Annotated in this window: 23 protein-coding genes; 11 read left to right on the plus strand and 12 right to left on the minus strand. The window is 69.0% G+C overall.

Annotation, left to right across the window (positions count from 1 at the left end; translation table 11 throughout):
- Position 1: 1 nt before the first annotated feature.
- From ACFCV3_RS22920 to ACFCV3_RS22950, 7 genes are all read right to left on the minus strand, one after another.
- Entirely contained in the window at positions 2-613 is a 612-nt protein-coding gene (locus tag ACFCV3_RS22920) for a DUF5998 family protein (protein ID WP_132403650.1), read from the minus strand.
- A gap of 57 nt (positions 614-670) precedes the next feature.
- The gene (locus ACFCV3_RS22925; RefSeq protein WP_376032885.1) at positions 671-2308 is read right to left on the minus strand and encodes an FtsX-like permease family protein; all 1638 of its coding nucleotides are present in this window, start codon (positions 2306-2308) and stop codon (positions 671-673) included.
- A gap of 5 nt (positions 2309-2313) precedes the next feature.
- Positions 2314-3021 carry an ABC transporter ATP-binding protein gene (locus tag ACFCV3_RS22930; protein ID WP_376032887.1) on the minus strand — a complete coding sequence of 236 codons (708 nt, stop codon included), beginning with the start codon at positions 3019-3021 and terminating at the stop codon, positions 2314-2316.
- 110 nt (positions 3022-3131) lie between these two features.
- The gene (locus ACFCV3_RS22935; protein WP_376032889.1) at positions 3132-4142 is read right to left on the minus strand and encodes a S66 peptidase family protein; all 1011 of its coding nucleotides are present in this window, start codon (positions 4140-4142) and stop codon (positions 3132-3134) included.
- Between the two features lie 44 nt (positions 4143-4186).
- The gene (locus tag ACFCV3_RS22940; RefSeq protein ID WP_376032891.1) at positions 4187-4615 is read right to left on the minus strand and encodes a VOC family protein; all 429 of its coding nucleotides are present in this window, start codon (positions 4613-4615) and stop codon (positions 4187-4189) included.
- Positions 4616-4627: 12 nt separating this feature from the next.
- The gene (locus tag ACFCV3_RS22945; protein ID WP_376032893.1) at positions 4628-5221 is read right to left on the minus strand and encodes a dihydrofolate reductase family protein; all 594 of its coding nucleotides are present in this window, start codon (positions 5219-5221) and stop codon (positions 4628-4630) included.
- 159 nt (positions 5222-5380) lie between these two features.
- Positions 5381-6430: a P1 family peptidase gene (locus ACFCV3_RS22950; RefSeq protein ID WP_376032895.1), complete on the minus strand. Its 1050-nt coding sequence runs from the start codon at positions 6428-6430 to the stop codon at positions 5381-5383.
- A 51-nt stretch (positions 6431-6481) separates the two neighbouring features.
- Here ACFCV3_RS22950 and ACFCV3_RS22955 point away from each other — a divergent pair, with 51 nt between their 5' ends.
- On the plus strand, positions 6482-6988 hold the full coding sequence (locus ACFCV3_RS22955) for a DUF2087 domain-containing protein (RefSeq protein WP_376032897.1): 507 nt from the start codon (positions 6482-6484) through the stop codon (positions 6986-6988).
- A gap of 149 nt (positions 6989-7137) precedes the next feature.
- Here the strand turns inward: ACFCV3_RS22955 and ACFCV3_RS22960 are convergent, their stop codons facing one another.
- Positions 7138-9864: a GNAT family N-acetyltransferase gene (locus tag ACFCV3_RS22960; protein WP_376032899.1), complete on the minus strand. Its 2727-nt coding sequence runs from the start codon at positions 9862-9864 to the stop codon at positions 7138-7140.
- 41 nt (positions 9865-9905) lie between these two features.
- Between ACFCV3_RS22960 and ACFCV3_RS22965 the strand changes: the two genes are divergently transcribed.
- The 8 genes from ACFCV3_RS22965 (at position 9906) to ACFCV3_RS23000 (ending at position 17714) form a co-directional block, all read left to right on the plus strand.
- Positions 9906-10952, plus strand: a complete 1047-nt coding sequence (locus ACFCV3_RS22965; RefSeq protein ID WP_376032901.1) for an SLC13 family permease — start codon at positions 9906-9908, stop codon at positions 10950-10952.
- Between the two features lie 10 nt (positions 10953-10962).
- The gene (locus ACFCV3_RS22970; protein WP_376032902.1) at positions 10963-12684 is read left to right on the plus strand and encodes an AMP-binding protein; all 1722 of its coding nucleotides are present in this window, start codon (positions 10963-10965) and stop codon (positions 12682-12684) included.
- The gene (locus ACFCV3_RS22975; RefSeq protein WP_376032904.1) at positions 12681-13448 is read left to right on the plus strand and encodes an ABC transporter permease; all 768 of its coding nucleotides are present in this window, start codon (positions 12681-12683) and stop codon (positions 13446-13448) included. The genes ACFCV3_RS22970 and ACFCV3_RS22975 overlap by 4 nt, the downstream gene beginning before the upstream one ends.
- Positions 13445-13693 carry a DUF2630 family protein gene (locus ACFCV3_RS22980; RefSeq protein ID WP_376032906.1) on the plus strand — a complete coding sequence of 83 codons (249 nt, stop codon included), beginning with the start codon at positions 13445-13447 and terminating at the stop codon, positions 13691-13693. The genes ACFCV3_RS22975 and ACFCV3_RS22980 overlap by 4 nt, the downstream gene beginning before the upstream one ends.
- Before the next feature lie 120 nt (positions 13694-13813).
- Positions 13814-14728 (plus strand): ATP-binding cassette domain-containing protein, encoded by a 915-nt coding sequence (locus tag ACFCV3_RS22985; RefSeq protein WP_376032908.1) that lies wholly within the window; start codon positions 13814-13816, stop codon positions 14726-14728.
- A complete protein-coding gene (locus ACFCV3_RS22990) occupies positions 14725-15513 on the plus strand; it encodes an ABC transporter permease (protein WP_376032910.1) in 789 nt (262 codons plus the stop codon). The genes ACFCV3_RS22985 and ACFCV3_RS22990 overlap by 4 nt, the downstream gene beginning before the upstream one ends.
- A gap of 51 nt (positions 15514-15564) precedes the next feature.
- A complete protein-coding gene (locus tag ACFCV3_RS22995) occupies positions 15565-16278 on the plus strand; it encodes a response regulator transcription factor (protein WP_376032912.1) in 714 nt (237 codons plus the stop codon).
- The gene (locus tag ACFCV3_RS23000; RefSeq protein WP_376032914.1) at positions 16275-17714 is read left to right on the plus strand and encodes a sensor histidine kinase; all 1440 of its coding nucleotides are present in this window, start codon (positions 16275-16277) and stop codon (positions 17712-17714) included. Before ACFCV3_RS22995 ends, ACFCV3_RS23000 begins: the two co-directional genes overlap by 4 nt.
- 3 nt (positions 17715-17717) lie before the next feature.
- Here the strand turns inward: ACFCV3_RS23000 and ACFCV3_RS23005 are convergent, their stop codons facing one another.
- Genes ACFCV3_RS23005 through ACFCV3_RS23020 form a run of 4 tightly spaced genes read right to left on the minus strand, consistent with a single transcriptional unit; the run spans position 17718 to position 20482 of the window.
- A complete protein-coding gene (locus ACFCV3_RS23005) occupies positions 17718-18140 on the minus strand; it encodes a TIGR03667 family PPOX class F420-dependent oxidoreductase (protein WP_376032916.1) in 423 nt (140 codons plus the stop codon).
- A gap of 16 nt (positions 18141-18156) precedes the next feature.
- Entirely contained in the window at positions 18157-18558 is a 402-nt protein-coding gene (locus ACFCV3_RS23010) for a CoA-binding protein (RefSeq protein WP_376032918.1), read from the minus strand.
- Between the two features lie 14 nt (positions 18559-18572).
- Positions 18573-19226: a response regulator transcription factor gene (locus ACFCV3_RS23015; protein ID WP_132411751.1), complete on the minus strand. Its 654-nt coding sequence runs from the start codon at positions 19224-19226 to the stop codon at positions 18573-18575.
- Complete coding sequence (locus ACFCV3_RS23020; RefSeq protein WP_376032920.1) at positions 19208-20482, minus strand: sensor histidine kinase; 1275 nt, start codon at positions 20480-20482, stop codon at positions 19208-19210. Before ACFCV3_RS23020 ends, ACFCV3_RS23015 begins: the two co-directional genes overlap by 19 nt.
- Positions 20483-20591: 109 nt before the next feature.
- Between ACFCV3_RS23020 and ACFCV3_RS23025 the strand changes: the two genes are divergently transcribed.
- The gene (locus ACFCV3_RS23025) at positions 20592-21359 is read left to right on the plus strand and encodes an ABC transporter ATP-binding protein (RefSeq protein WP_376032922.1); all 768 of its coding nucleotides are present in this window, start codon (positions 20592-20594) and stop codon (positions 21357-21359) included.
- Positions 21359-23311: an FtsX-like permease family protein gene (locus tag ACFCV3_RS23030; protein ID WP_376032924.1), complete on the plus strand. Its 1953-nt coding sequence runs from the start codon at positions 21359-21361 to the stop codon at positions 23309-23311. Before ACFCV3_RS23025 ends, ACFCV3_RS23030 begins: the two co-directional genes overlap by 1 nt.
- The last annotated feature ends 10 nt before the right edge of the window (positions 23312-23321 follow it).

Raw genomic sequence — 23321 nt, forward strand, 5'->3', positions numbered from 1 at the left:
ACTACTTCGTGGTCGCGAACGACAGCGCCCGCGCGAAGTCCAGCACCTGCTGGATGCCGGCCGGACCGTCGGCGGCAGCGCTGATCCGCAGCGAGATGTCGTCGGCAGCGACCGAGCCGGTGTAGCCGTGGTCGGCTTCGCAGTTCGGGTCGGCGCAGACGGCGGGCTCGAGGTCGATCCGGTTCACCATGCCCCAGCCGATCGTCAGCACGACCTCGCCGCCACCGGCCACGGCCGGGTCGGACTTGCCGGACGCGTAGCCCGCGGGGTTGGGAACCACCCGGTTCACCACCACTGCGTTCACCCGGGACAGCGGGATGGCCTCGGTCGAGGTCGACGCGTACGGCGCCCGGATCAGGTCGTCGGCCGCGTGCTCGTCGGTGTGCCCGACGATCAGCCGGGTCGGGGTCAGCGCCAGGATGGTGATGTGCCGCCGGACCTCGTCGCGGTCGAACGTCGGCTCGTGCTGCAGCACGAAGGCCCGGATCGGCTCGCTCGCGATCGCGATCGCGAGCGAGTCCGTCACGACGTCGGGGTAGTAACCGCAGTGGTCGATCGCTGCGCGCAGCTCCGGTGAGGCGTCCACGAGCTCCGGTGTATTCAGGTCACGCATACCCTCATCCTTGCACGACCGGCGCCGGGTGCGATTTCACCTTGTGGATAACCGCGATCAGTTCGCACTTGCCTTCCGCAGCACCGGCGCGCCTGCCATCCCGGCCGCGGCGACCAGGACGAGCCCGACCACGACCTGCCCGATCAGCAGCAGGATGCCGGAATTTCCCTCGGTGAAGATCTGTCCGCCACTCAAAGCCAGTCCACACAGGGCACCGAACCCGACCACCGGCAGGCCGACTCCGACCACCGGGACCAGAGCGGCGAGTCGCGCCGATCGTTCGATCACCGAGAGCGGTACCCCGGACCGCCGCAGCGCCTTGGCCGGTCCGGCCTGGTCGAGCGCCGTACCGACTGCTCCGGCAGCTGTGGAGGCGGCTGCGGTCAGGAAGACCAGGCCCATCAGCAACGCGACACCGATCCGCATGTCGTTCCAGCTCGGGTCGTCGTCGCCGCCCGGCATGAAGACCGAGATGAACCCGGTGACGAATCCGCTCAGCACCAGGGCCGCGACCGGCCGGAAGGCGGCCTTCGGATCGTCCGCGAGCCGGCGCCCGGCCAGCAGCGCGATCGGCCCGTTGGCGAGGTTGGCCATCATCTTGCCGATGATCTGAACCGCGAACGGCCCGAGGATCCGTACGGCGAGTGCCGCGAACCCGATCGCGATCAGCAGCGGCACGATCGCGGCCCCCATGCCTAGGCTGGCCAGCGCGATCGGTCCCACGAGCAGTGGCAACAACCTGAGCGCAGTGGTCGACTTGCGCGTTTGACCCCGTACGACGCCCAGCGGGGTGATGCTGACCCGGCCGAGCCCGATCAGCGCGCTGATCACCGACAGCACCGGTACGGCGGCCAGCACGATCAGCACGGCCCACCAGGGCGGTGCGATGTCGGAAACGTACCAGCGGCCGCCACCGAGCGGGATCTGCGCGATCAGTGGGGTCAGAACGACGTACCCGACCAGTCCGACCAGGGCACCCGCTAGACCCAGTACTGCCTGTTCGACAGCGCTCAGCCAGAGCACCTGGCTCCGGGTGGAGCCTGCGAGTCGCAGAGCCGCCAGTCTGTGCTCGCGACGCTTCGCTGCCACGCCGGCTGCCTGACCGACCAGGCTGAGGATCGGGAACAGCACCAGGATGATGCCGAACGCCACTGCGATCAGCAGGGCGGACATGCGGCTGTCCATCGTGGTGGTCTGCCAGCTGTCGACGTAGTTCGGGTACTTGCTGTCGATCTTGTCGACGCCGTGGATCAGGACGAGCTCCTCCGGTGAGGACAGTCCCTTGTCACTGATCACGCCGGTCGGCTTGTCCAGCCCGAACTCCCCCTTGAGGCTCGCCCAGTGCTTGGCCACCTCCGGTGACACGAACACCTCCCCCGGCTTGGGCGTGTGGTCGAGTCCTGGCGGAGGCGGCTGGTTGCTCGGCTTCAGGATGGCCAGATCGACCTGTGTCAGCGGCTGCCCGTCGAGCCTCTTGCCGTCCACCTCGTGCGTGGCTCCGATCGCGGTGGCCGCGTCGGCCTGACCGGCACCCCGCCAGCCGATCCGGTCCGAGCGATGCGAGATCCCGAGCGAGCCCGCGATCAGGAAGGTCACCAGCAGCGCGACGATCGCGGTTGCCCCCAGCGCGGCCAGGTTGGCGGCTCGACCGCCTGGGCCGGGACGCCGTACGAAGCGCAGTCCCAAATCGGTCATGGGATTCATCGGGTGGCCCCCAGCGACTCGTGCACGCGGCCGTCGACGATCGTCATGATGCGGTGGCAGCGGGCGGCGACGGAGTTGTCGTGGGTGACCACGACGACCGCAGCACCGCGATGCGTGGCCGCACCGATCAGCAGGTCGATGACCTGTGAGCCCGTGGTCGCGTCGAGGGCACCGGTCGGCTCGTCGGCGAACACCACCTGTGGCTCGCCGACGAGCGCGCGGGCGATCGCGACGCGCTGCGCCTGGCCGCCTGACAGCTCACCGGGCCGACGACCGGCTTCGTTGGCCAGGCCGACCTGGGCCAGCATGTTCCGCGCCCGGCCGATCGCGTCGCGGCGGCTGAGGCCGTCGACCATCAGCGGCAGCGCGACGTTCTCGTCGGCCGGCAGCTCGGCCAGCAACTGGTTGTCCTGGAACACGAACCCGAGCCGGCGGCGCCGCAGTACCGTCCGGGCGGCGTCGTTCAGCTGGTCGACACGCTCACCGCCCAGCCACACCTCCCCCTGGTCCGGAGTGAGGATGCCGGCCAGCACATGCAGCAGCGTGGTCTTGCCGTTGCCGCTGGGGCCCATCACGGCCAGCGCCTCGCCGGACCGGACACCGACATCGACGCCGGCCAGGCCGACGACATCTCCGTAGTACTTGACCAGGCCGTGTCCACTGAGGACGACCTGCGGGGCGAGTTGGGGACTCTGGAAGCTCATGATGACGAGCTTTCCGCGAATCCTTGGTGGATTCGTCGGTCCCAGGACCGGTCTTCGCATCGCCTTCCGGTGGCCGTTCGGCGACCCGGCGTAGTACTTGAGTCGTACGTTTAGGTCAGTGTCTGGGTCAGTTCGCTGTGGGTCGAGGTGTGTACGACGCGGCCGTGGGCGCCGTTGACGATCGGCAGGTACGGCGGGACGTGGCCGCACTCGACGTCGGCGATGATCGGGACGTTCAGGGACCCGAGAGCGTCGAGAACCGCCTCGTGCTGGGTGAGCGAGCCCGCGTCCGGTGCTCTGGTCCGGCCGACCAGGACGGCGTTCGCTGAGTCGAAGAAGCCGGCCAGCCGCATCCCGTGCAGGTTGCGGCAGATGGTGAAGGCCTGGTCCTCGGCCGCTTCGACGTACACGATCAGGTCTCCGAGCTTCGAGACGTCGAGGTACGGCGTACCAGCGAGGTTGTGGAGGGTCTCGATACAGCCGCCGATCAGGCGACCTTCGACCTCTACGTCGCCATCGGCGTCGAGGCGGGTCCACCGGCCGGGTGTGTCGAGAGTGAACTCGCTTACGTCCGGCTGAGTGCGGTACTCGTCCCAACCGGTGGCTCGGTACCGGTTGGGCGGCGTCTGGGTGAACTGGTGCCCTGGCGGCGCTGCGACGATGTCGAGCCACGACACGAGACCTTCAGGGGCCCGGTACGGCGTATCCATCAGATTGTTGCCGTGGATCGTCGCCAGGCCCGTGCGGAGCGTCAGCGGCGTGATGATCGTGGACAGGTCGGAGAACCCGACGACCCACGTCGGCTCGGCCGCCTGGATCCGGTCCCAGTCGAGCAGCGGGAGCAGGTCGATCGCGGTCTCACCGCCCCACGGCGGAATGACCGCGCGGACGGTGGGGTCGGTCAACATCGACATCAGCTCGGCGGCGCGGTCCTTGGCCGGTGCACTCACGTGGCCGGTGCCGTCCATGCAGTCACCGACGACGACCTGGTAGCCGCGAGCCTCCACCGTGCGGATGCCTGCCTCGAGGCGTGCACGCAGATCCTTCGCGACACCACTCGACGGAGAGGTGACGCCTATGCGGTCACCGGGACGTAACGGGCGTGGATAGCGAACCGGCATGCGCCGGATTCTGTCACGCCCGCCCCGACCGCCGCGTGCGAGTTTCACTGCGTCGTACTGGTGCCTGATCGCCATGGCATGTGCTGCAAGGTCCAGGTGTTGCCGTCCGGATCGGCGAACCAGGCGTAGAAGACGCCGCCTAAGTCCTCTACCGGTGCGACCTCGACGCCGCGTGCGACGAGTTCCGAGCGGGCGGCCTCGATGTCGGCCACGACGAGATGCAGTCCGCGCAGGGAGCCGGGCGGCATGTCGGCCTGCGGCAGCCCTGAGCTGAGGGTGATCGAGCAGTAGGAACCCGGCGGGGTGAGCTGGACGACCCGCACTCCGTCGCCAGGGCTGACGTCGACGTCGGCGGTGAAGCCGAGTTGTTCGGTGTAGAAGGCTTTGGCGCGATCGATGTCGGTGACCGGTACGAGGACCAGTTCGAGGAGCAGGGATCCGGGCTGGACTGCGGGGGTGGGGTTGTCAGTCATGTCGAGGGCCTTTCAGGGGCGCTGGTAGATGAGGTGGGTGACGCCGATGCCTTCGATCACGCGCGGCGTACCGAAGCTGTGGTGTCCGTCGTCGAGGCCGTCGAGCATCCGGACGCCGCCGCCGAGTGTCACCGGTACGAGGTCGACTCGGAGCTCGTCGACGAGCCCGGCGCGGATTGCTTGTCCGACTGTTGAGCCGGGGCCGATACCTACGTTCTTGCCGCCGGCTACGGCTTTGGCCTGTTCGATGGCCACCGCGACGCCTTCGGTGACGAAGGAGAACGGAGTGTCGGAGTCGGCACAGTCCTTGGGCGGCTGATGTGTCACCACGAACACCGGGGTACCGAGCGGATGCGAGCCGTTCCACCCGTTGGTCACGTCGAACAACCGCCGGCCAACGACGATGGCTCCGGTCTCGTCGATCAGCTCGCGTAGGTACGCCGCGGTTGCGGAATTGGTCCGGTAGGTCAGCCGCTCGGGCTGCCGCGACGGCGTCTCCACCTCACCTGCGGTGCACCACGCGAAGAGCCGATCGAACCCCGTGCCGCCCGGCCCGGCGATGTAGCCGTCCAGCGAAACCGACGCTTGTGCGAAAACTTTCGTCATATCGCTCCGTCTCCAGAAGGTGTTTGTCACCTCTAGGTCGAAGCCGACCGACCGACCTCGACATGCCCGCTGCAGCTTCTTCCGATCGGTGTCCGGCACGCCGCGTGAGACCGCTGTCGCGGTCGTCGGCCGACTGCTCCACGCGGGCGCGGCCGGTGTCTACGCGTTGCGGAAGGCTGAGGGGTAGGCGTCGCGGTAGCTGGGGATCGCGCCGGCGGGAGTGTCGACCGTCTCGGCGTTCAGCATGGCGTGCACGATTGCGCGGGTCAGGGTGCGGGCCGCTGCCGCGTAGACCGCTTCCAGTTGGGCGATGGCGGTTGGGTCGGTGACGCTCAGGCGGGGGCCGTCGTCGGTGCGCGTCGACAGGGCGAAGATGCTGTCGCCGTCGACGAGGGTGTGGATCGGGTCGATGCCCCGGGCCAGTCCGTCGTGCGCGATCATCGCCATCCGTTTCGTGGCCGCCTTGTCCAGGGGTACGTCGGTCGCGACGACGGCGATCACGGTGTTCATGGCCGGGCCTGGGATCAGGTTGCGACCAGGTGCGACCGGTGGCGGTGGCTCGGTCGGGGTCTTGAGGTGGGTGAACTCGTCACCGAGCCCGTAGCGGGCGCCGTGCAGTACGCCGTCGGCATCGACTGTCGAGCCGGCTGCGTTCACGATCACCAGTGCACCGACGGTGGTCCCGTCATCCAGCCGGACGCTCGCGGAACCGACGCCGCCCTTCAGCGATCGCGCTCGCGCACCGGCGCCGGCACCATGATTGCCTAGGGCAACCGGTCCGTCGGAGGCCTGGGAGATGGCGTCGGTCCCCCACGATGCCTCCGGACGAGCCTGGAAACCACCGCCGCGACCGAGATCGAAGATCACCGCGGACGACACGATCGGGACGACGTCCTTCTCTCCCGGCCCGACCCGGACCCCCTCACCACGCTCCTCCAGCCAGCGCATCACTCCCCCGGCCGCGTCGAGGCCGTAGGCACTTCCGCCGGTCAGCACGACCGCGTTCACACCTGGGTTCGAGTTCACGGGGTCGAGCAGGTCGGTCTCGCGGGTGCCGGGGGCACCGCCGCGCACATCCACACCGGCGACGGCAGTGGCCGGTACGTAGACGACCGTCGTACCGGTCAGGTAGGGCGCGTCGACGCGCTCGACCTGACCGACCAGGACCCCGGGTACGTCGGTGATCGCGTTGTGCGGACCCGGCTGCATCGTCGCTCCTCAGGCAGAAATTCTGTTGCGACCGACATTAGCTTGGTAGGTATGAACACCGATCAGCTCTGTGGTCTGCTCGCCGAACCGTCCCGGTTGCGCACCTACTCCGCCGTCGTCCTCGGTGCCACCACCCCCGACCAGGTAGCCGGATCGACTGGCCTCCCCGGCGCCACGGTCGGCAAGGCCCTGCAGAAGCTGATCAAGGCCGGCCTGATCACGGCATCTCCCGCGCTGCAGGCAGACGAGACCGCGTTCAAGGAAGCTGTCCGGGAGCAGCGCCCTTCGTGGACGCCCCTCGATGCTGATCCGGACCGTGACGCAGTACTGAGAGCGTTCATCCGCGACGGCCGGCTGACCCACTTCCCGACGTACCCGGAGAAGCTGCGGGTAGTCCTGGAACATGTGGCCAAGTCGTTCGAGCCGGGACGCGCTTATCCCGAGCGCGAGGTGAACGAGCTACTCAACAACTGGCATCCCGACCACGCCGCCCTCCGTCGCGAACTCGTCGACGCCCGCCTCCTCACCCGCACCAACAGCATCTACCAGCGGACGTGATGACCCCACCCGTGCATGTGGTTCAAATAGGCGGAGCGCATTAAGAACAGGAGGTATACGTCCACTCGGCACCCCGGTCACGCTCACGCCGGACCGCGGCATCTGCTGGCAACTGCTGGAAGTCGGCGCTGACGCGTTCGCGGGTGGGGTTAAGTCAACCGGCGTACTGGGGTGTCTTGGCGGGGCTTTTCGTTGGGGGCGATGCGGATGGCGGCGTCCAGGACGGTGGCGCCTTGGATGGCTACCAGGACTGAGCGGAGGTCTAGTTTGACGACCTCCTCCAGGTCCAAGGTGAGGCGCGAGACTCGGTGCAGGAGGTTTTCGATGGCGGCTATGTCGGCGGGGTCGGTGCCTCGGTAGCCGTACAGCAATGGCGCGGCGCGGACTTCGCGGACCATTTCGGCGGCGTCACGGGTGGTGAGCGGCGGCATGCGGTAGGAGCGGTCGCCGAGTAGGTCGGTGGCGACGCCGGACAGGCCGAAGGTGACGACCGGGCCGAAGGAGACGTCCTCCTCCGCCGAGATCACCACCGGCACGCCGGGTGGTGCCATCTTCTGTACGACGAACTGGGCGCGAGCCGGGTCCGACGCGACGCCGAAGGTTGTCGTCATCTCGGCCCAGGCCGCGCGCATGTCGTCTTCGTCGTGGATGTGCCGCCAGATGTCGGCCAGGTCGGGCCGCATTCGCCACTGCTCCGCGGTTGCCTTCAGGATCACCTCGAAGCCGAGGTCGGAGGCTCGGGCGACCGCCTCGTCCGCGCTCAGCACGGGGAAGGCGGGCAGCACGGAGATGCCGTAGAAGCTCAGCAGCAGCTGGCGGTCCGAGTCGTCCAGGTCGGCGCCCTTCGGGTGCCGCTGCAGGTATTCGGTGACGAAGGCCTCGGCGCCTGCGGTGTCGACGTCCGGCAGTTCCGGTACGCCGCTGTCCGACCGCCGGCGCCACTCGGCGTACTGGGTCGCCTTGGCCAGCGCGCCCACGGCGTACTGCGGGTTGAGGAACGACGGGATCGACCCACGCGCCGCACCACCGTCGTCGTCCGGGACCTGCAGCTCCTTCGGCACACTCCGCGACGCGAGGAACGTCGAGACGACCGGCTTGTCCGAGCCGGCCGCGGCGGCAGCGAGTACGGCGGCCACCTCGGCGCCGCTGGATTGCACCGGCGGGGTGTAGATGACCACGACCGAGTGCACCCGGTCGTCGGCGAACACCTCGGCCAGTGCGGCACCGAAGTCGGCGGCGGACGCGTCGGGGCTGAGGTTGCGCGGCTCGCCCGCGACCTGGAGACCGACGCCCGCCATCGTGTCCAAGGCCAGCAGGGTCAGCGCGTCGGAGTTGCTGACGATCGCGACCCGCCGGCCCTTCGGTAGCGGCTGGTGGGCGAGCAGCTGCGCGACATCGAACAGCTCGCCGGTCGTGTCGACCCCGATCAGACCGCTCTGCCGGAACATCGAGTCGATCGTTGCAGCCGGCAACTTGCTCCGCCGGACCAGCTGACCGACCGGCACACCCTGGGTGGCGCGGCCGGACTTCAGCGCGATCACCGGCTTCCGCCCGGCGAGCCGCCGCGCGACCCGGCTGAACTTCCGCGGGTTACCCAGCGACTCCAGGTACAGCAGCACGACCTCGGTCGCCTCGTCGGAGTACCAGAACTGCATCAGGTCGTTGCCCGAGACATCGGCCCGGTTCCCCGCCGAGACGAACGACGACAGCCCCACCCCTCGAGTGGCCATATCGGCCAGGATCGGTACGCCGAGTGCACCCGACTGGCAGAAGAACGCGACCCGCCCGCGGCTCGGCATCACCGGAGACAGCGTCGCGTTCAGCGAAACCCCGGCCGCGGTGTTGATCAGCCCAAGCGCGTTCGGCCCGATCACACGCATCCCGTACGAGCGGGCCAGCCCCACCAGCTGCCGTTGCCGCCGCCGCCCCTCGTCACCGATCTCCGCGAACCCACTCGACACCACAACCAGACCCCGCACGCCCTTGGCGGCACAGTCCAGTACGACGTCCGACACCATCTCGGCCTTCACCGCGACGATCACGAGATCGACCGTGTCCGGCACATCGCGAATCGTCGGGTACGCCGGAACGCCCTCGATCTCGGCCGCCGAGGTGTCGGCGTTGACGGCGTACATGCGCCCGGGGAACCCGCTGTCGCGCAGGTTCCGCAGCAGCGCGTTCCCGATCGTGCCCTCGCGCCGGCTCGCCCCGATCACCGCGACACTCGACGGTGTCAGCAGCCGGGCGATCGACAGCGCCTCCGAACGCTGCTCACGCGCCTGCATCACGCCGAACGACGTATCGGTCGGGGCGATGTCGAACTCGACCATGATCACGCCGTCCTCGAACTCACGCGCGACCTTGTAGCCGGCCTCGGTGAAGACGGTGATCATCTTGCGGTTGTCCGGCAGCACCTCGGCGACGAAGTGGGCGATCCCGTTCTCCCGGGCTGCCTGGGCCAGGTGCTCGAGCAGCAGTTGCCCGAGGCCCCGGCCCTGGTGCGCGTCCTCGATCAGGAACGCGACTTCCGCCGTACGGCGGCCGGTGCGCTCGTAGCGACCGACGCCGATCATTTCGTTGCCCACAGTCACGATCAGCGCGAGCCGGTCGTGGTAGTCCACCTGGGTGAAGCGCGCCACATCGCGGTCCGAAAGTTGCGGGTACGGCGCGAAGAACCGGTAGTACTTCGACTGCTCCGAGACCCGTGCGTAGAACTGGACCAGCAGGTCGGCGTCGCTCGGGGTGATCGGGCGCAGGCGGGCTGTGGCGCCGTCGCGCAGCACCACATCGGCCTCGAAGTCCGCCGGGTAATCGGCCGGGGCCTGCACGGCATACTGTGCAAGCTGTCCAGCAGACGTGTCATCCGGCGAGGTCACTCCGCCAGCGTACTCAACTCGATCAGAAGGAGACGGGGATTTTGGTCGCGCGGATCGCGCCGGTGCTGGTGTTTCTGATCGCAGTGACCGTGATCGCCGAGCTGGCCGACAAGGCCAAGGTCTTCGACGTGGCAGCGCGGGAGGCCGCTCACCTGGCCCGCGGCCGGGTCTGGCGGCTCTGGCTGCTCGTGGTCGTGCTCGCCACCGGGCTGACGATCGTGCTCTCGCTCGACACCTGCGCGGTGCTGCTCACCCCGGTCGTCCTCGCGATGGCTCGCCAGCTCGACATCCCGCCGAAGCTGTTCGCGTTCACCACGGTCTGGCTGGCCGGTACGGCGTCCCTCCTGCTGCCGGTGTCGAATCTCACCAACCTGCTCGCGCTGCACCACTTCCGCCAGCTGGACACGCCGTACCTGAGCGTCAGTTGGCGGCCGGCGGTCGCCGCGATCGTGATCACGGTCGTCGTGCTGGCGGTGCTGTTCCATCGCGACCTCGCCCGGACGTACGACGTACCGGCGACTCCCGCGGTCGAGGACAAGGTGCTGTTCTGGAGCTCGACCGCGGTCTGCGTACTGCTCGGACCGGCCTTCGTCTCCGGCATCGAGGTGGCGTGGCCGGCGAGTGTCGGAGCGCTCGTGCTGGTCGTTCTGTTCGCGGTCCGCCGCCGCAGCGAGCTCCGCTGGTCGCTCATCCCGGCCAAGCTGGTCGTCGGGGTTGTCGTCCTCTTCGCGATCGTCGCGTTCCTCACCGATCACGGTTTGGAAGGTGTCCTCAAGCAGGTCGCCGGAACCACCTCCGACCTGCGCCTCAGCGCCACCGCGGCCCTCGGCGCCAACCTCTTCGACAACCTCCCGGCCTACCTCGCGATGGAACCGGTCGCCGCCTCCGACCCGCATCGGATGACCGCCCTTCTGATCGGCGTCAACACCGGCTGCCTCCTCACCCTCTGGGGCTCCCTGGCCACCCTCCTGTGGCGGGCCCGCTGCCGCGCAGCCGGTGTCCACATCTCCTGGTGGTCCTTCCTCTGGCGCGGCCTCATCCTCACCCCCCTCGTGATCACGGGCTCAGTCCTCGCCCTGAATGGGTAATGTGCCGGGCATGAGCGAAGCCGACAGCACCGAGCAGAGCACAGCGGATGTGACGCGGGAGTTCCGGGCGGCGCGGGACTTCCTGGTGGCGCATCGGGAGGACTACGAGACGGCGTACCGGGACTTCAAGTGGCCGGTGTTCGAGCGGTTCAACTGGGCGCGGGACTGGTTCGACGCGCTGGCGGTCGAGCAGGGCGAGGTGGCCGCGCTGACGATCGTCGAGGAGGACGGCGAGGTCAACTCGCGCACATACGCCGAGCTGGGCGAGCGCTCACGCAAGATCGCCGGCTGGCTCACCGAGGCCGGGCTGAAGCCGGGCGACCGGGTGCTGATCGTGCTCGGCAACGTCGTACCGCTGTGGGAGACCATGCTCGGCTGTATCCGCGCCGGTGCGGTGATGATCCCGGCCACGACCCTGCTCACCGATGCCGATCTGGCTGACCGGATTGCCCGCGGCAACGTTCGCGCGGTCGTGACCGCGAGCGGCGAGACCGGCCGGTACGCCGGGATCGCGGACGACTGTCTCCGGGTCGCGGTCGGTGAGCCGGTGGACGGGTGGCTGCATTACGACGACTTCGTGCAGTACGACGGTCCCGTGCCGGACGTGGACACCGCGGCGGACGACTCACTGCTGCTGTACTTCACCTCCGGTACGACGAGTCAGCCGAAGCTGGTCGAGCACACGCAGGTCAGCTACCCGGTCGGCCACCTGTCGACCATGTACTGGATCGGCCTCCAGCCCGGCGACGTCCACCTGAACGTCTCCTCGCCCGGCTGGGCCAAGCACTCGTGGAGCAATGTCTTCGCTCCCTGGAACGCCGGTGCGACCGTCTTCCTCTACAACTACACCCGCTTCGACGCGGAGAAGATGCTGCGCGTCCTGCAGACGTACGGCGTGACCACGTTCTGCGCACCACCGACGGTCTGGCGAATGCTGATCCAGGCGGATCTGTCCGCGGTCGAGGTCGCGATCCGTGAGTGCATCTCGGCCGGTGAGCCGCTCAACCCCGAGGTGATCGACCAGGTCCGCAACGCGTGGGATATCACGATCCGCGACGGCTACGGGCAGACCGAGACGACCGCGCAGATCGGCAACACTCCCGGTCAGCCGGTCAAACTCGGCTCGATGGGCCGGCCGCTGCCCGGGTACGCGATCGCGCTGATCGACCCGAGTACCGACGAGATCGGCGACGACGGCGAGATCTGTATCGAGCTCGCTCCGCCGCCGGTCCCGCTGATGCGCGGCTACCGCGATGCCGAGGAGCTGACCGCCGAGGCGACCCGCGGCGGTTTCTACCACACCGGCGACGTCGCGAGCCGGGACGAGGACGGCTACATCACGTACGTCGGCCGCTCGGACGACGTGTTCAAAGCGAGCGACTACCGGATCTCGCCCTTCGAGCTGGAGTCGGTGCTGATCGAGCACCCCGCCGTCGCCGAGGCCGCCGTGGTCCCGTCACCGGATCCCGTCCGGCTGGCAGTCCCCAAGGCGTACGTCGTCCTCGCCGCCGGCCACGAGCCGTCCCGCGAACTGGCCGCGGAGATCCTCCAGTTCTGCCGCGACCACCTGGCGCCGTACAAGCGGATCCGCCGGATCGAGTTCGCCGACCTGCCGAAGACGATCTCCGGGAAGATCCGCCGCGTCGAGCTCCGCACCGACGAGGCCGCGAAGGTCGACAGCGGCACCCACGGCGAGCACGCGTACGACGAAGCCGACTTCCGCGCGGAATGAACCTCGACACCGGGCTCGGGCCCGCTGCGCTGATCGTTCTGCCGCTGCTGATCGCGATCGGCGTGGCGGGTTCGCGGTACGCCGGGCTGCGGCACGACAAGGGGATCGTCACCGCGGCCCTGCGCGCCGTACTGCAGCTGGCCGCAGTCGGACTGGTCGTCGGGTTCGCACTGCAGCACACCCTCGGGGCGATCGCGTTCGTGCTGCTGATGTTCGGTGTCGCGACGTTCACGAGTATGCGGCGGTTGCACCAGACCGTGGTGATCCGCCATCAGTGGCTGTACTGCGGTGCTGCGATCGGGGCGGGCGCGTTGAGCGTCCTGCTCATCCTGCTGCTGCCGGGTGTCGTCCCGCGGAACCCGGCCACCATCCTGCCGATGGGCGGCATCATCGTCGGCGGTGCCATGACCGCCACCACGCTCGCGGGGCGCCGGGTGCTGAGCGAGTACGGGACCCGGTTCGGCGAGTTCGAGGCCGGCCTGTCGATCGGGCTGCTCCCCCGCGAAGCGTTCAAACTCGTCGTCGGCCCGGTCGCCGGTGACGCGCTGCTCCCCGCACTCGACCAGACCCGAACCGTCGGCCTGGTCTCCCTGCCCGGTGCCTTCGTCGGCATGGTCCTCGGCGGCGCCTCCCCCGCGGCCGCGGCCGCCCTCCAACTCGTCGTACTGATCGGCCTGATTGCCGCCGAAACGATCGCCATCCTCACCATCACCGAACTGCTCTCCCGCTCAGCACTTCCCGACGGGCGTACCGTTTCCTCATGACCGATGACAACAACATCTTCACCAGGATCGACGCCCTCGTGGCCGAGGAGCACGAGCTCCGGAGCAAGCACGCGGCCGGCGAGATCGGCGACAGCGAGGAGCGCGACCGGCTGAAGGCCCTCGAGGTCGAGCTGGACCAGTGCTGGGACCTGCTCCGCCAGCGCCGCGCCAAGCGCGAGTTCGGCGAGGACCCCGACACCGCCGAGGCCCGCCCCGCCTCCACTGTCGAGGGCTACTTGAACTGACAGTTTCCTGTGCGGCGGGCCACCCAGGCCCGCCGCGGACCGTGTGACAGCGGCCGGTTTCACAGAGTTCTCCCAGAAGCTCTGAGAATCCGGTCAGCTCGGTCGGTCAGCATCGCGGTCATGACCACGATCGAGATCCACGGACTGACCAAACGCTACGGACCCGACACTGTCGTGGACGACCTGTCGTTCACCGTCGAACCCGGCCACGTGACCGGCTTCCTCGGCCCGAACGGCGCCGGCAAGTCGACGACGATGAAGATGATCCTCGGGCTGGCCGCCCCCACCCGCGGGACCGTCACTATCGACGGCCGCCGGTACCGCGACATCCCCGTACCGCTCACGGTCGTCGGCTCGCTGCTCGACGCCGGCGCGGTGCACGGCGGCCGGACGGCGTACAACCATCTGCTCGCGCTTGCCGCCGGCAACCGCCTGCCGCGGCGCCGGGTCGACGAGGTGCTCGCCCGGACCGGCCTTGAGGCGGTCGCCGGCAAGCGGGCCGGCGGCTTCTCGCTCGGCATGCGGCAGCGGCTCGGCATCGCGGCCACGCTGCTCGGTGATCCGCAGGTGTTCATCTTCGACGAGCCGGTGAACGGCCTCGACCCCGAAGGCATCCGCTGGATCCGTGACTTCATGCGGTCGCTGGCCGCCGAGGGCCGGGCGGTGCTGGTGTCCAGCCATCTCATGAGCGAGATGGCGCAGACCGCCGACCACCTGGTCGTCATCGGCCGCGGCCGGCTGATCGCCGACACCGGCATCAGCGAACTGATGCGCGCCGGTGGCGAAGGCACGGTCCTCGTCCGTACCAGCGAACCGGATTCCCTTGTACGGCGGCTCACCGAGGCCGGCGCCGTCGTACGGGACGGTCTCGAGTCGTCGCTCGTCGTGTCCGGACTGAGCAGCGGGGAGATCGGCAAACTCGCCGCGTACCACGGTGTCCCGCTCAGCGAGCTCACCCCGCAACGCGCCTCGCTGGAAGACGTGTTCATGGAACTGACCAGGGACAGCATCGAGTACCAGGGAGCCCTCGCATGAGCACGCTGACCGCACCGTTCGCCGGCAACCTGCACACCGAATGGATCAAGCTCCGCAGCCTGCGCTCCACCTGGTACACGGTGGCCGGCCTGTTCGTGGTCGGGCTGGGAATGACCGTGCTGTCGATGAGCGCGGCCGGCAACGAGTGGGCGAGCGCGACGGCCGCCGAACGAGCGGCCTGGGATCCGACCGCCCGCAGCCTGATGACCTTCATCGTCGCGCAGCTGATCATCAGCGTGCTCGGCATCCTGATCGTCACCTCCGAGTTCGCCACCGGCCTGATCCAGACCTCGCTGACCGGCACCCCGCGACGGCACCGGCTGCTCGCGGCGAAACTGGTGGTGACCGTTGCCGTTGCCGCGGTGGCCGGGCTGGGACTGATGCTCGCTGCCTTCGGTATCGGGCAGGCGATGCTCGCCGCGCAGGACGTGCCGTCCGCGGCGCTCGGCGATCCAGGGGTGCTGTCCGCCCTGGCCGCCGGCGGGATCTACCTGTCGGCGATCGCCTTGCTCGCGGCCGCTCTCGGCGCGATCATCCGGGCCACCGCGGGAGCGCTCGCCACGATGGTGGGCATCGTCTTCCTCGTCCCAGCACTCGCCGGCCTCGTCCCTTCCGGGCTCCAAGGGATCTTCCATTACTGGCCGACGCTGGGCGCGACCGCGGCCCTCACCACGGTCCCGGATCCCGCCCATCCGCACCCGTGGCTCAACCTCGGTGGGATGTGCCTCGGCATCGCCGCAGTGGTCGCGGTCGCCTTCGTGGTCTTCCGCCGTCGAGACATCTGACAAGTCGTGACTACCGGCGAACCCGTACGGCGCATCCCTATCCTGGCGGACATGGAGCGAGCGGATCAGGTGACGACACGGCTGCTGGTGGTCGACGACGAGGCGACCGTCCGTGAACTGCTGTCCGCGACGCTGCGGTTCGCCGGTTTTCAGGTGACCTCCGCGGCGACCGCTACCGAGGCGGTGGCCGCGGCGACGGCGGAGTCGCCCGATCTCATCCTGCTGGACGTGATGCTGCCGGACATGGACGGTTTCGAGGTGGTCCGCCGTCTGCGGGCGAACAACTCGCAGGGCCGCCACGGGCCGGTGCCCGTGCTCTTCCTCACCGCGCGCGACCAGCAGGCGGACAAGGTCACCGGCCTGTCGCTCGGAGCCGACGACTACGTCACGAAACCGTTCGACCTGGAGGAGCTCGTGGCCCGGATCCGCGCGATCCTGCGCCGGACGACGGGCTACCACGCCGAGGTACTGACGGTCGGCGACCTGGCCCTCGACGTCGAAGGTCATCAGGTGACGCGGGCCGGATCGCCGGTCCGCGTCACCGCGACCGAGTTCCGGCTCTTGCAGTACCTGATGGAGAACGCCGGCCGGGTGGTCTCCAAGTCCCAGATCCTCGACCGCGTCTGGCGCTACGACTTCGGCGGCGACACCAGCATCGTCGACACCTATGTCTCCTACCTGCGGCGCAAGGTCGACGTCGACGAACCCAAGCTTCTGCACACCGTGCACGGCGTGGGCTACGTGATGCGCGAGTCGCGGCTGTGAGGCGGTTGTCCCTGCGGGCCAGGTTGCTCCTGCTCACCGCGGTCCTGTTGCTGGCCGGACTCAGCCTGATCAGCGCGTTCCTGTCCAGCAATCTCGAGCGCTACCAGCTCGATCGGCTCGACGGCCAGTTGCGGTCGTTCACCGAGATCATCGCGCGGCTGCCGGGTGCACCTCCCTCGGCCACGAACCCGGCGCCCCGCTCGGACCTGCTCGACCCGGCCCTCGAGCTGGTCGGCACGCCGTACCTGGCCTACCTCGACGCCGACGGACAGGTGGTCGGCGGGCTGCACGCTGCACGGGTCGACCGTACGACGTTGCCCGCGGCCGGCGAGTTGCGCGAGATCCCGACCACCGGCGTGGCCGTCGAGCTGCCGGCCGCCGACGGGTCGGGCCGCTGGCGGGCAGTCGCCCGGCCGACCACCGGGTGGGAGGGAACTGTCATCGCGGCGGCTCCGCTCGCCGAGGCCGACGCGACCATCGCCCGGCTCCGGTGGAGCAGTGTCATCAGCGGTGCGGCGCTGCTTGTCCTGCTGACCGTGGCCGGCTGGTTCGCCCTCGGCCGGGGGCTGCGTCCGCTGCGGCGGATCGAGCACACCGCCGCCGCGATCGCCAGCGGCGACCTGACCCAGCGGGTGCCGCAGCTCGCGCCGGCCGGTACCGAGATCGGGCAGCTGTCGGCCGCGCTCAACGGCATGCTCGGCCAGCTCGAACGAGCTTTCGCCGATCGGGCCGCCTCCGAAGCGCGGATGCGGAACTTTGTCTCCGACGTCAGCCACGAGCTGCGCACCCCGTTGTTCAGCATCAAGGGCACGACCGAGCTCTATCAAATGGGCGGACTGCGGGAGCCGGCCGAGATCGACGAGGCGATGCGCCGCGTCAACCAGGAGGCGGCCAGGCTCACCGCCCTCACCGAGGACCTGCTGCTGCTCGCCCAGCTCGACGAGGCACCGCAAGGCCAGCTCGAGCGCGCGCCGATGGATCTGCGGACGTTGGCCAACGACGCGCGGCACGATCTCCGTGCCCTCGACCCGTCCCGGCCGGTGGAGCTCACCGGGCCCGGAGGCGACGGACCGCCTGGTCCCGCTCCCGTGGATGCCGACGAGTCCAGGCTCCGGCAGGTTGTCACCAACCTGATCGGCAACGTGGCCGCGCATACTCCGAGCGGGACTCCGGTAAACATCGGCGTCGGCACCGTCGACGGTCGCGCGGTGCTCGAAGTCGCGGACCAGGGCCCCGGCCTGACCGCCGAACAAGCGGGCCGGGTCTTCGATCGCTTCTACCGGGCCGATCGCTCCCGGGCCCGCTCAGGCGGTGTCAACGCCGGACTCGGACTGGCCATCGCCCGCTCGATCGCCCGGGCCCACGACGGCGACGTCGTACTGGAGACCGCGCTCGGCGAGGGCGCCTGCTTCCGGCTCATCCTGCCGGTGGCGTGACGGTCAGAAACCGCGGAGTTTTTCCGGGGTGATGCGGATGATCACCGAGTACTCCGAGTGGAACTGTTCGGTGGTCATCCCGAGACCGACGATGTCGTCGCCGTACTTGGCGTTGTAGACCGCGAGGGCTTCGCCGGACAGCGGCTCGGTGTCGATGTGCGCCGTACCGGAGATGACGCCGACGTCGCCGCCGCCATGGGTCGCGTTGAAGTTGACCGAGACCTGGGGGTGGGCGGTGATGTTGTGCAGTTTGGCCTTGTGGCGCTGGCTGCTGATCAGCAGTTCGCCCTCGTGCCAGAGGAACCAGACCGGGTTCGGCGCCGGTGTCCCCGATTTGCCGACCGTGGTCAGCCAGACGACGCGTTCGTCGTCGAGTTGCCGGGTGATCCGCTTGCCGAAGTCGGTGGACGTGTCGATCGAGAACATACGCACCCCTACGTCGTCACGAAGGACCGAGGCGCCCCCACTCGATCGCCGGGCAACGGTTCATCACCATCGTCAGTCCCGCAGCGGTCGTGCGTGTGTAGGCGTCCTGGTCCACTACACCGAGCTGGAACCACACCGCGCGCGCATTGATTCCCACTGCCTGGTCGGCAATTTCACCGGCGAGCTCGGACCGGACGAACACGTCCACGCAGTCCACCGGGAACGGGATGTCGGCCAGGCTCGCGTACCCCTGCTCCCCGTGCACGGTCTCGGCCGACGGATGCACCGGCACGATCCGCTTCCCACGTCCCTGCAGGAACCGCGCCACGCCGTACGCCGCTCGGTCGGTGTTGTTCGACAGCCCAACCACAGCCCAGGTAGAGCAGTCCGCCAGGATCTTCCGGATGTCCGCGTCCATAGCTCCAGGGTCCCTCAGCCACGCAAATAGGTGAGTACGGCGGAGACCCGGCGATCCAGGCCGTCGTCCAGCTGGAGCTTGGCGAAGATGTTGCCGACGTGCTTCCGTACGGCGGCCTCGCTCACCACGAGCTGTTCCGCGATCGCGCCGTTCACGCGCCCCTCGGCCATCAGCGCCAGTACTTCGAGCTCGCGTGGCGTCAACGCGGACAGCGGCCCGTCGTTCCGGCGCCGGGCCAGCAGCTGCCGGACCACCTCGGGATCCACCACCGTGCCGCCCGACGCGACCCGGTCGAGGGACTCCAGGAACTCGGCGACGTGACCGACCCGGTCCTTGAGCAGGTACCCGATCCCGCCGGTCGTTGATTCGAGCAACGACGAGAGGTACGCATCGGCGACGTACTGCGAGAGCACCAGGATCCCGATCGAGGGGAACTCGGCGCGGATCGCGGCGGCCGCGCGCAGGCCCTCGTCGCTGTGTCCCGGCGGCATCCGGACGTCGGTGATGACGAGATCCGGCGGCTCCTTGCGGACCACGGCGAGCAGGGTGTCGCCGTCACCGACGCTGTCGCGGACCTCGTGCCCGGCGCGATCCAGAATGCTGGCCAGCCCCTCGCGCAGCAGCAGCGAGTCTTCGGCCAGCACGATGCTCAGTCGCCGAGTTGGCACGGGCACTCCATTCGCAGTCGAGTAGGCCCACCAGGTGGGCTGTCGACCACGAGTGTGCCGCCCAAAGCGTCCAACCTGGTCACCAGCCCGGTCAACCCGGTGCCGGCCCCGACTGTCGCGCCACCGATCCCGTCGTCGGTGATCGTGATGATGAGCAGTTGCCCCTCCTGCCGGCCGGCCACCTGGCAGGCGGTCGCCTGAGCGTGTTTGGCGACGTTCGACAGGGCCTCGCTGACCACGAAGTACGCCGCGGCCTCGATCGGCGGCGGCAGTCGCGACTCCAGCGTCACCGACACCGTGACCGGCATGGGGCTACGGTCGGCGACCTCCCGGATCGCGGCTTCGAGCCCGAGGTCGATCAGGACGCGCGGATGGATGCCGCGCACCGCCTCGCGTAGATCGGCCAGCGCGGCCTCGGCCTCGGAGTGCGCCTTCATCACCAGCCGCCGCCCCTCCCCCTCGGGCAGGTCCAGCTCGGCGAGGCCGAGCGTCATCGTCAGACCGACCAGCCGCTGCTGTACGCCGTCGTGCAGGTGCCGCTCGATCCGTGCCCGCTCGGTCTCGAACGCATCGACGAGGTCCAGCCGGGAGCGGCGCAGCTCGGCCACGTTCCGCTTCAGCTCGTCCTCTCGCGGCCCCAGCATTGCCTTGGCCAGCGACGCCTCCGCAGCAGCCAGTACGCCGAGTAGGTAGGAGCTGATCGCGTAGAACACCGGCCCGAAGGTGACCGTGAAGAGCAGCCCCTCCCACGCGGTGGTGAGCGTCCACGGCCCCATCCCCATCTCGTCGCCGTCGGCAATGATCGGCGCGAGGAGCGTCGTACCGAGAATGGTTGCGCTCATGCCCGCGAAGGCTGTGCTGAACGGCCACACCAGCACGCCCAGTACGAAGCCGTAGCCCAGCGACCGCATCGACGCCTGCTCGCGCCGGCGGAACTTGAGCTTGTCCCGCAGTGACAGCGCGGCCGGCACCGCAGCATGGGGGCTCTTGATGCCGTCGACCAGCATCAGCCCGGCCCGCCAGCGCTCCGCCCAGCCGATCACCACCCCGAACATCGGGAACAACGGCAGCAGCAAAATACCGATCACGATCGGGCTCAGGACGGCACTGGTCACCGCCGTACCGAGCAGCACGCAGATCGTGACCACGCCGACCGGTATCGAGCTGAACAGATACGCGTAGGCGCGCCACGGCCACGACGACACCAGGAAGCGCGGGGACGCCAGCGCCTGCCAGCCCGTCAAAGGTCTCTCCACTCCGCCAACCCTAGGTCCGGGCCAGCCCGCAGGGCGGTAGCGTGCGCGCTACTCCAGGTCTCTTGCCCAAGCCCGCGTGCGCAGGGCAGATCAGCGGTTGGCTAGCTATATGACCGCAACCGCGCCCTCGTACCCCAGCGTCGTACCGGACGCAGCTCCTGCCCTGGTACTCGACGGGATCACCAAGACCTACCGCTCCAAAGCCGGTGGGGTCGATGCCCTGCGTGGCGTCACCTACCACTTCCCGCGCGGTTCGTTCACTGCCGTCATGGGCCCGTCCGGCTCCGGCAAGTCGACGCTGCTGCAGTGCGCGGCCGGACTCGACCAGCCGACGACAGGCGTCGTCGTACTGGGAGGTGTGAACCTGCACGGGCTCAGCGAGGTCGCACTGACGAAACTGCGCCGCGAGGAGATGGGCTTCGTCTTCCAGGCGTACAACCTGCTGCCGTCGCTGACCGTGTACGACAACGTGGCGCTACCGCTCCGGCTGACCGGCAAGCGCCCGCATCGCGCCGACATCCACGGCGTACTGGAGCAGGTCGGGCTGAGTGACAAGGTCAAGCGCCGACCGGCCGAGCTGTCCGGCGGGCAGCAGCAGCGCGTCGCGATCGCACGTGCGCTGATCACCAAGCCGTCGGTGTTCTTCGCGGATGAGCCGACCGGTGCGCTCGACAGCAACAGCAGCCGTCAGGTGCTGAGCCTGTTGCGCGAGGCAACTGATCGGGCCGGGCAGACCGTAGTCATGGTCACCCACGATCCGGTGGCGGCGGCGTACGCCGAGCGTGTCGTCTTCCTCTCCGACGGCCTGATCGCCGGTCACCTCGACCGCGGGACGCCGGCTCAGATCGCCGCTGCCATGAGTGACCTGGAGCGGTGATGTTCTTCCTGAGCAGGCAGACAGTCGGACGGCACAGACACCTGTACGCCGGTTCGTTCGTGGCGCTCGCGGTCGGCGTGTTCCTGCTCGGACTTGCCGCCACCGCGACCGCCGCCACCGTCGCGTATCGGGGACCGAGCTCCGGGAGCATCGCTGTCACCACCCTCGGTGGCGACGGGATGGAGCCGCAGCGGGTCAGTGTGTCCACCTCCGACCAGGACGTCTCCGGACTGCAGACCGTGCTGAGCATGGTCGGGGCGATCAGCGGCTTCATCACGATCTTCGTCATCGCCAGCACTTTCGCCTTCGCGGTCGCGTCCCGGCGGCGCGAGCTCGGCCTGCTCCGGCTGATCGGCGCCACGCCCGGTCAGATCCGCCGGATGATCCTCGGTGAGGCACTGGTCGTCGCCCTCGGGGCGTCGATCACCGGCGCCGTGCTGGCGCAGCTCGCGACTCCGTTCCTGCTCGCGAAGGCGTCGTACACGGAGCTGGCACCGGTGAAGCTGGAGCCGGCCTCGCCCTGGGTGCCGCTGTCGATCGCGGTCGGGATCGGGCTGCTGGTCGCGCTGCTCGGTGCCCGCGCCGCGGCTCGGCGGGCCGGGAAGGTCGGCGCCATCGACGCGCTGCGCGAGGCCAGCCTCGAACCGCCGCGGATCGGACCGGTTCGCGTCGTGTTCGGGCTGCTGTTCATGGCCGGCTCGATCCTCCTGCTCACCCTGATCAGGCCGTCCAGTGGTGAAGCCGCGGTCCCGCTGGCGATGTTCACACCGATGCTGCTGGTGATCTCGCTGACCCTGCTCGCTCCGCTGGTCGTGCCGTTCCTCGGACGGCTCTGGGCGGCACCGCTCGTCGCCTGGACCAGCGTGTCCGGACGGCTCGCCCGGAGCAACGTGGTCGCTGCGCCCCGGCGCAGCGCGTCCCTGGCGGCGCCGATCCTGACCATCTCCGCGATCGCCGGCTCGATGGTGCTTAGCCTGAGCTTCGCTGCCGACAGCGCCGCGGCCACGCTGCGCGACGGCATGCTCGCCCCGATCGTGGTCACTGGGGGTGACCAGGCCAAGGTGGCCGCGACCCCTGGCGTCGCGGCGGTCGATGCCGGTCTTCCGGTGCAGTTCGTGCGGATCTCGGCCGACTACGCCCAGCTCGAGGACGCCGAGGGTATCGAACCGGCCGTCGCGGTACGTACCCGCCGGATGACTCCGGTCGCCGGCGACCTGGCCGCGCTCACCGGCAATACTGTTGCCGTCAGCAAGGAAATGTCCGGGTTCGAGCACTACCGGCTCGGTGATGAGGTGCCGGTGACCTTCCTGGACCGGACGACCGCCAAACTCAAGATCGTCGCGATCGTGCCGGACGCGTTCGGGATCAACCCGTCGTTCCTGCTGCCGATGGAGCTCGCGCGCGCCCACGCCCCGAAGGCTGAGCCGGAGCGCATGTACGTCCTGCCGGCCGCCGGGACCGATCCCGCGGAGCTCGTGCAGAGGATCGACGGCGCCGTACTGGCTGCTGCCTGGGAGGCCGAGCAGGCAGCCGGGGTTCGCCAGGGCAACCAGCTCGGTCTCATCCTGCTGCTCGGACCGGCCGCCCTCTACAGCGCGATCGCCATCGCCAACACGCTGCTGATGGGCAGCCTGCAGCGGCGGCAGGAGTTCGTCACCTCCCGGCTGCTCGGTGCCACCCCGAACCAGATCCGGCGGATGGTCCTGTGGGAGTCGTCACTGGTCGGAATGGTCGCTCTCAGTCTCGGTACGGCGATCACCGTGACGGTCGGCGTACTGATCCGGCACGCGATGACGGCCGGTGTTCCCGACGTACCGGTGACCGTCCCGTGGGGCATCCTGCTGGGGATCGCCGGACTCTGTCTGACCCTCGCGGTAGGGTCCGCCTTGGCTCCGACCGCATACATCCTGCGGGTCGTGGGCCGGGAAACTGTCGTTCACCAGCGACAATAGGGTTCCGTTC

The organism is Kribbella sp. NPDC056345 (assembly GCF_042262745.1).
Classification (GTDB): Bacteria; Actinomycetota; Actinomycetes; order Propionibacteriales; family Kribbellaceae; genus Kribbella.

Bases quoted from the DNA above. Each gene is read 5' to 3' on its own strand.
- ACFCV3_RS22930 (WP_376032887.1), bottom strand. From the start codon at position 3,021: ATGAGCTTCCAGAGTCCCCAACTCGCCCCGCAGGTCGTCCTCAGTGGA.
- ACFCV3_RS22955 (WP_376032897.1), top strand. From the start codon at position 6,482: ATGAACACCGATCAGCTCTGTGGTCTGCTCGCCGAACCGTCCCGGTTG.
- ACFCV3_RS22985 (WP_376032908.1), top strand. From the start codon at position 13,814: ATGACCACGATCGAGATCCACGGACTGACCAAACGCTACGGACCCGAC.
- ACFCV3_RS22975 (WP_376032904.1), top strand. From the start codon at position 12,681: ATGAACCTCGACACCGGGCTCGGGCCCGCTGCGCTGATCGTTCTGCCG.
- ACFCV3_RS23010 (WP_376032918.1), bottom strand. From the start codon at position 18,558: ATGGACGCGGACATCCGGAAGATCCTGGCGGACTGCTCTACCTGGGCT.
- ACFCV3_RS22990 (WP_376032910.1), top strand. From the start codon at position 14,725: ATGAGCACGCTGACCGCACCGTTCGCCGGCAACCTGCACACCGAATGG.
- ACFCV3_RS23005 (WP_376032916.1), bottom strand. From the start codon at position 18,140: ATGTTCTCGATCGACACGTCCACCGACTTCGGCAAGCGGATCACCCGG.
- ACFCV3_RS22945 (WP_376032893.1), bottom strand. From the start codon at position 5,221: ATGACGAAAGTTTTCGCACAAGCGTCGGTTTCGCTGGACGGCTACATC.
- ACFCV3_RS22950 (WP_376032895.1), bottom strand. From the start codon at position 6,430: ATGCAGCCGGGTCCGCACAACGCGATCACCGACGTACCCGGGGTCCTG.
- ACFCV3_RS22925 (WP_376032885.1), bottom strand. From the start codon at position 2,308: ATGACCGATTTGGGACTGCGCTTCGTACGGCGTCCCGGCCCAGGCGGT.
- ACFCV3_RS22995 (WP_376032912.1), top strand. From the start codon at position 15,565: ATGGAGCGAGCGGATCAGGTGACGACACGGCTGCTGGTGGTCGACGAC.
- ACFCV3_RS22920 (WP_132403650.1), bottom strand. From the start codon at position 613: ATGCGTGACCTGAATACACCGGAGCTCGTGGACGCCTCACCGGAGCTG.
- ACFCV3_RS22935 (WP_376032889.1), bottom strand. From the start codon at position 4,142: ATGCCGGTTCGCTATCCACGCCCGTTACGTCCCGGTGACCGCATAGGC.
- ACFCV3_RS22980 (WP_376032906.1), top strand. From the start codon at position 13,445: ATGACCGATGACAACAACATCTTCACCAGGATCGACGCCCTCGTGGCC.
- ACFCV3_RS22940 (WP_376032891.1), bottom strand. From the start codon at position 4,615: ATGACTGACAACCCCACCCCCGCAGTCCAGCCCGGATCCCTGCTCCTC.
- ACFCV3_RS22970 (WP_376032902.1), top strand. From the start codon at position 10,963: ATGAGCGAAGCCGACAGCACCGAGCAGAGCACAGCGGATGTGACGCGG.
- ACFCV3_RS23030 (WP_376032924.1), top strand. From the start codon at position 21,359: ATGTTCTTCCTGAGCAGGCAGACAGTCGGACGGCACAGACACCTGTAC.
- ACFCV3_RS23025 (WP_376032922.1), top strand. From the start codon at position 20,592: ATGACCGCAACCGCGCCCTCGTACCCCAGCGTCGTACCGGACGCAGCT.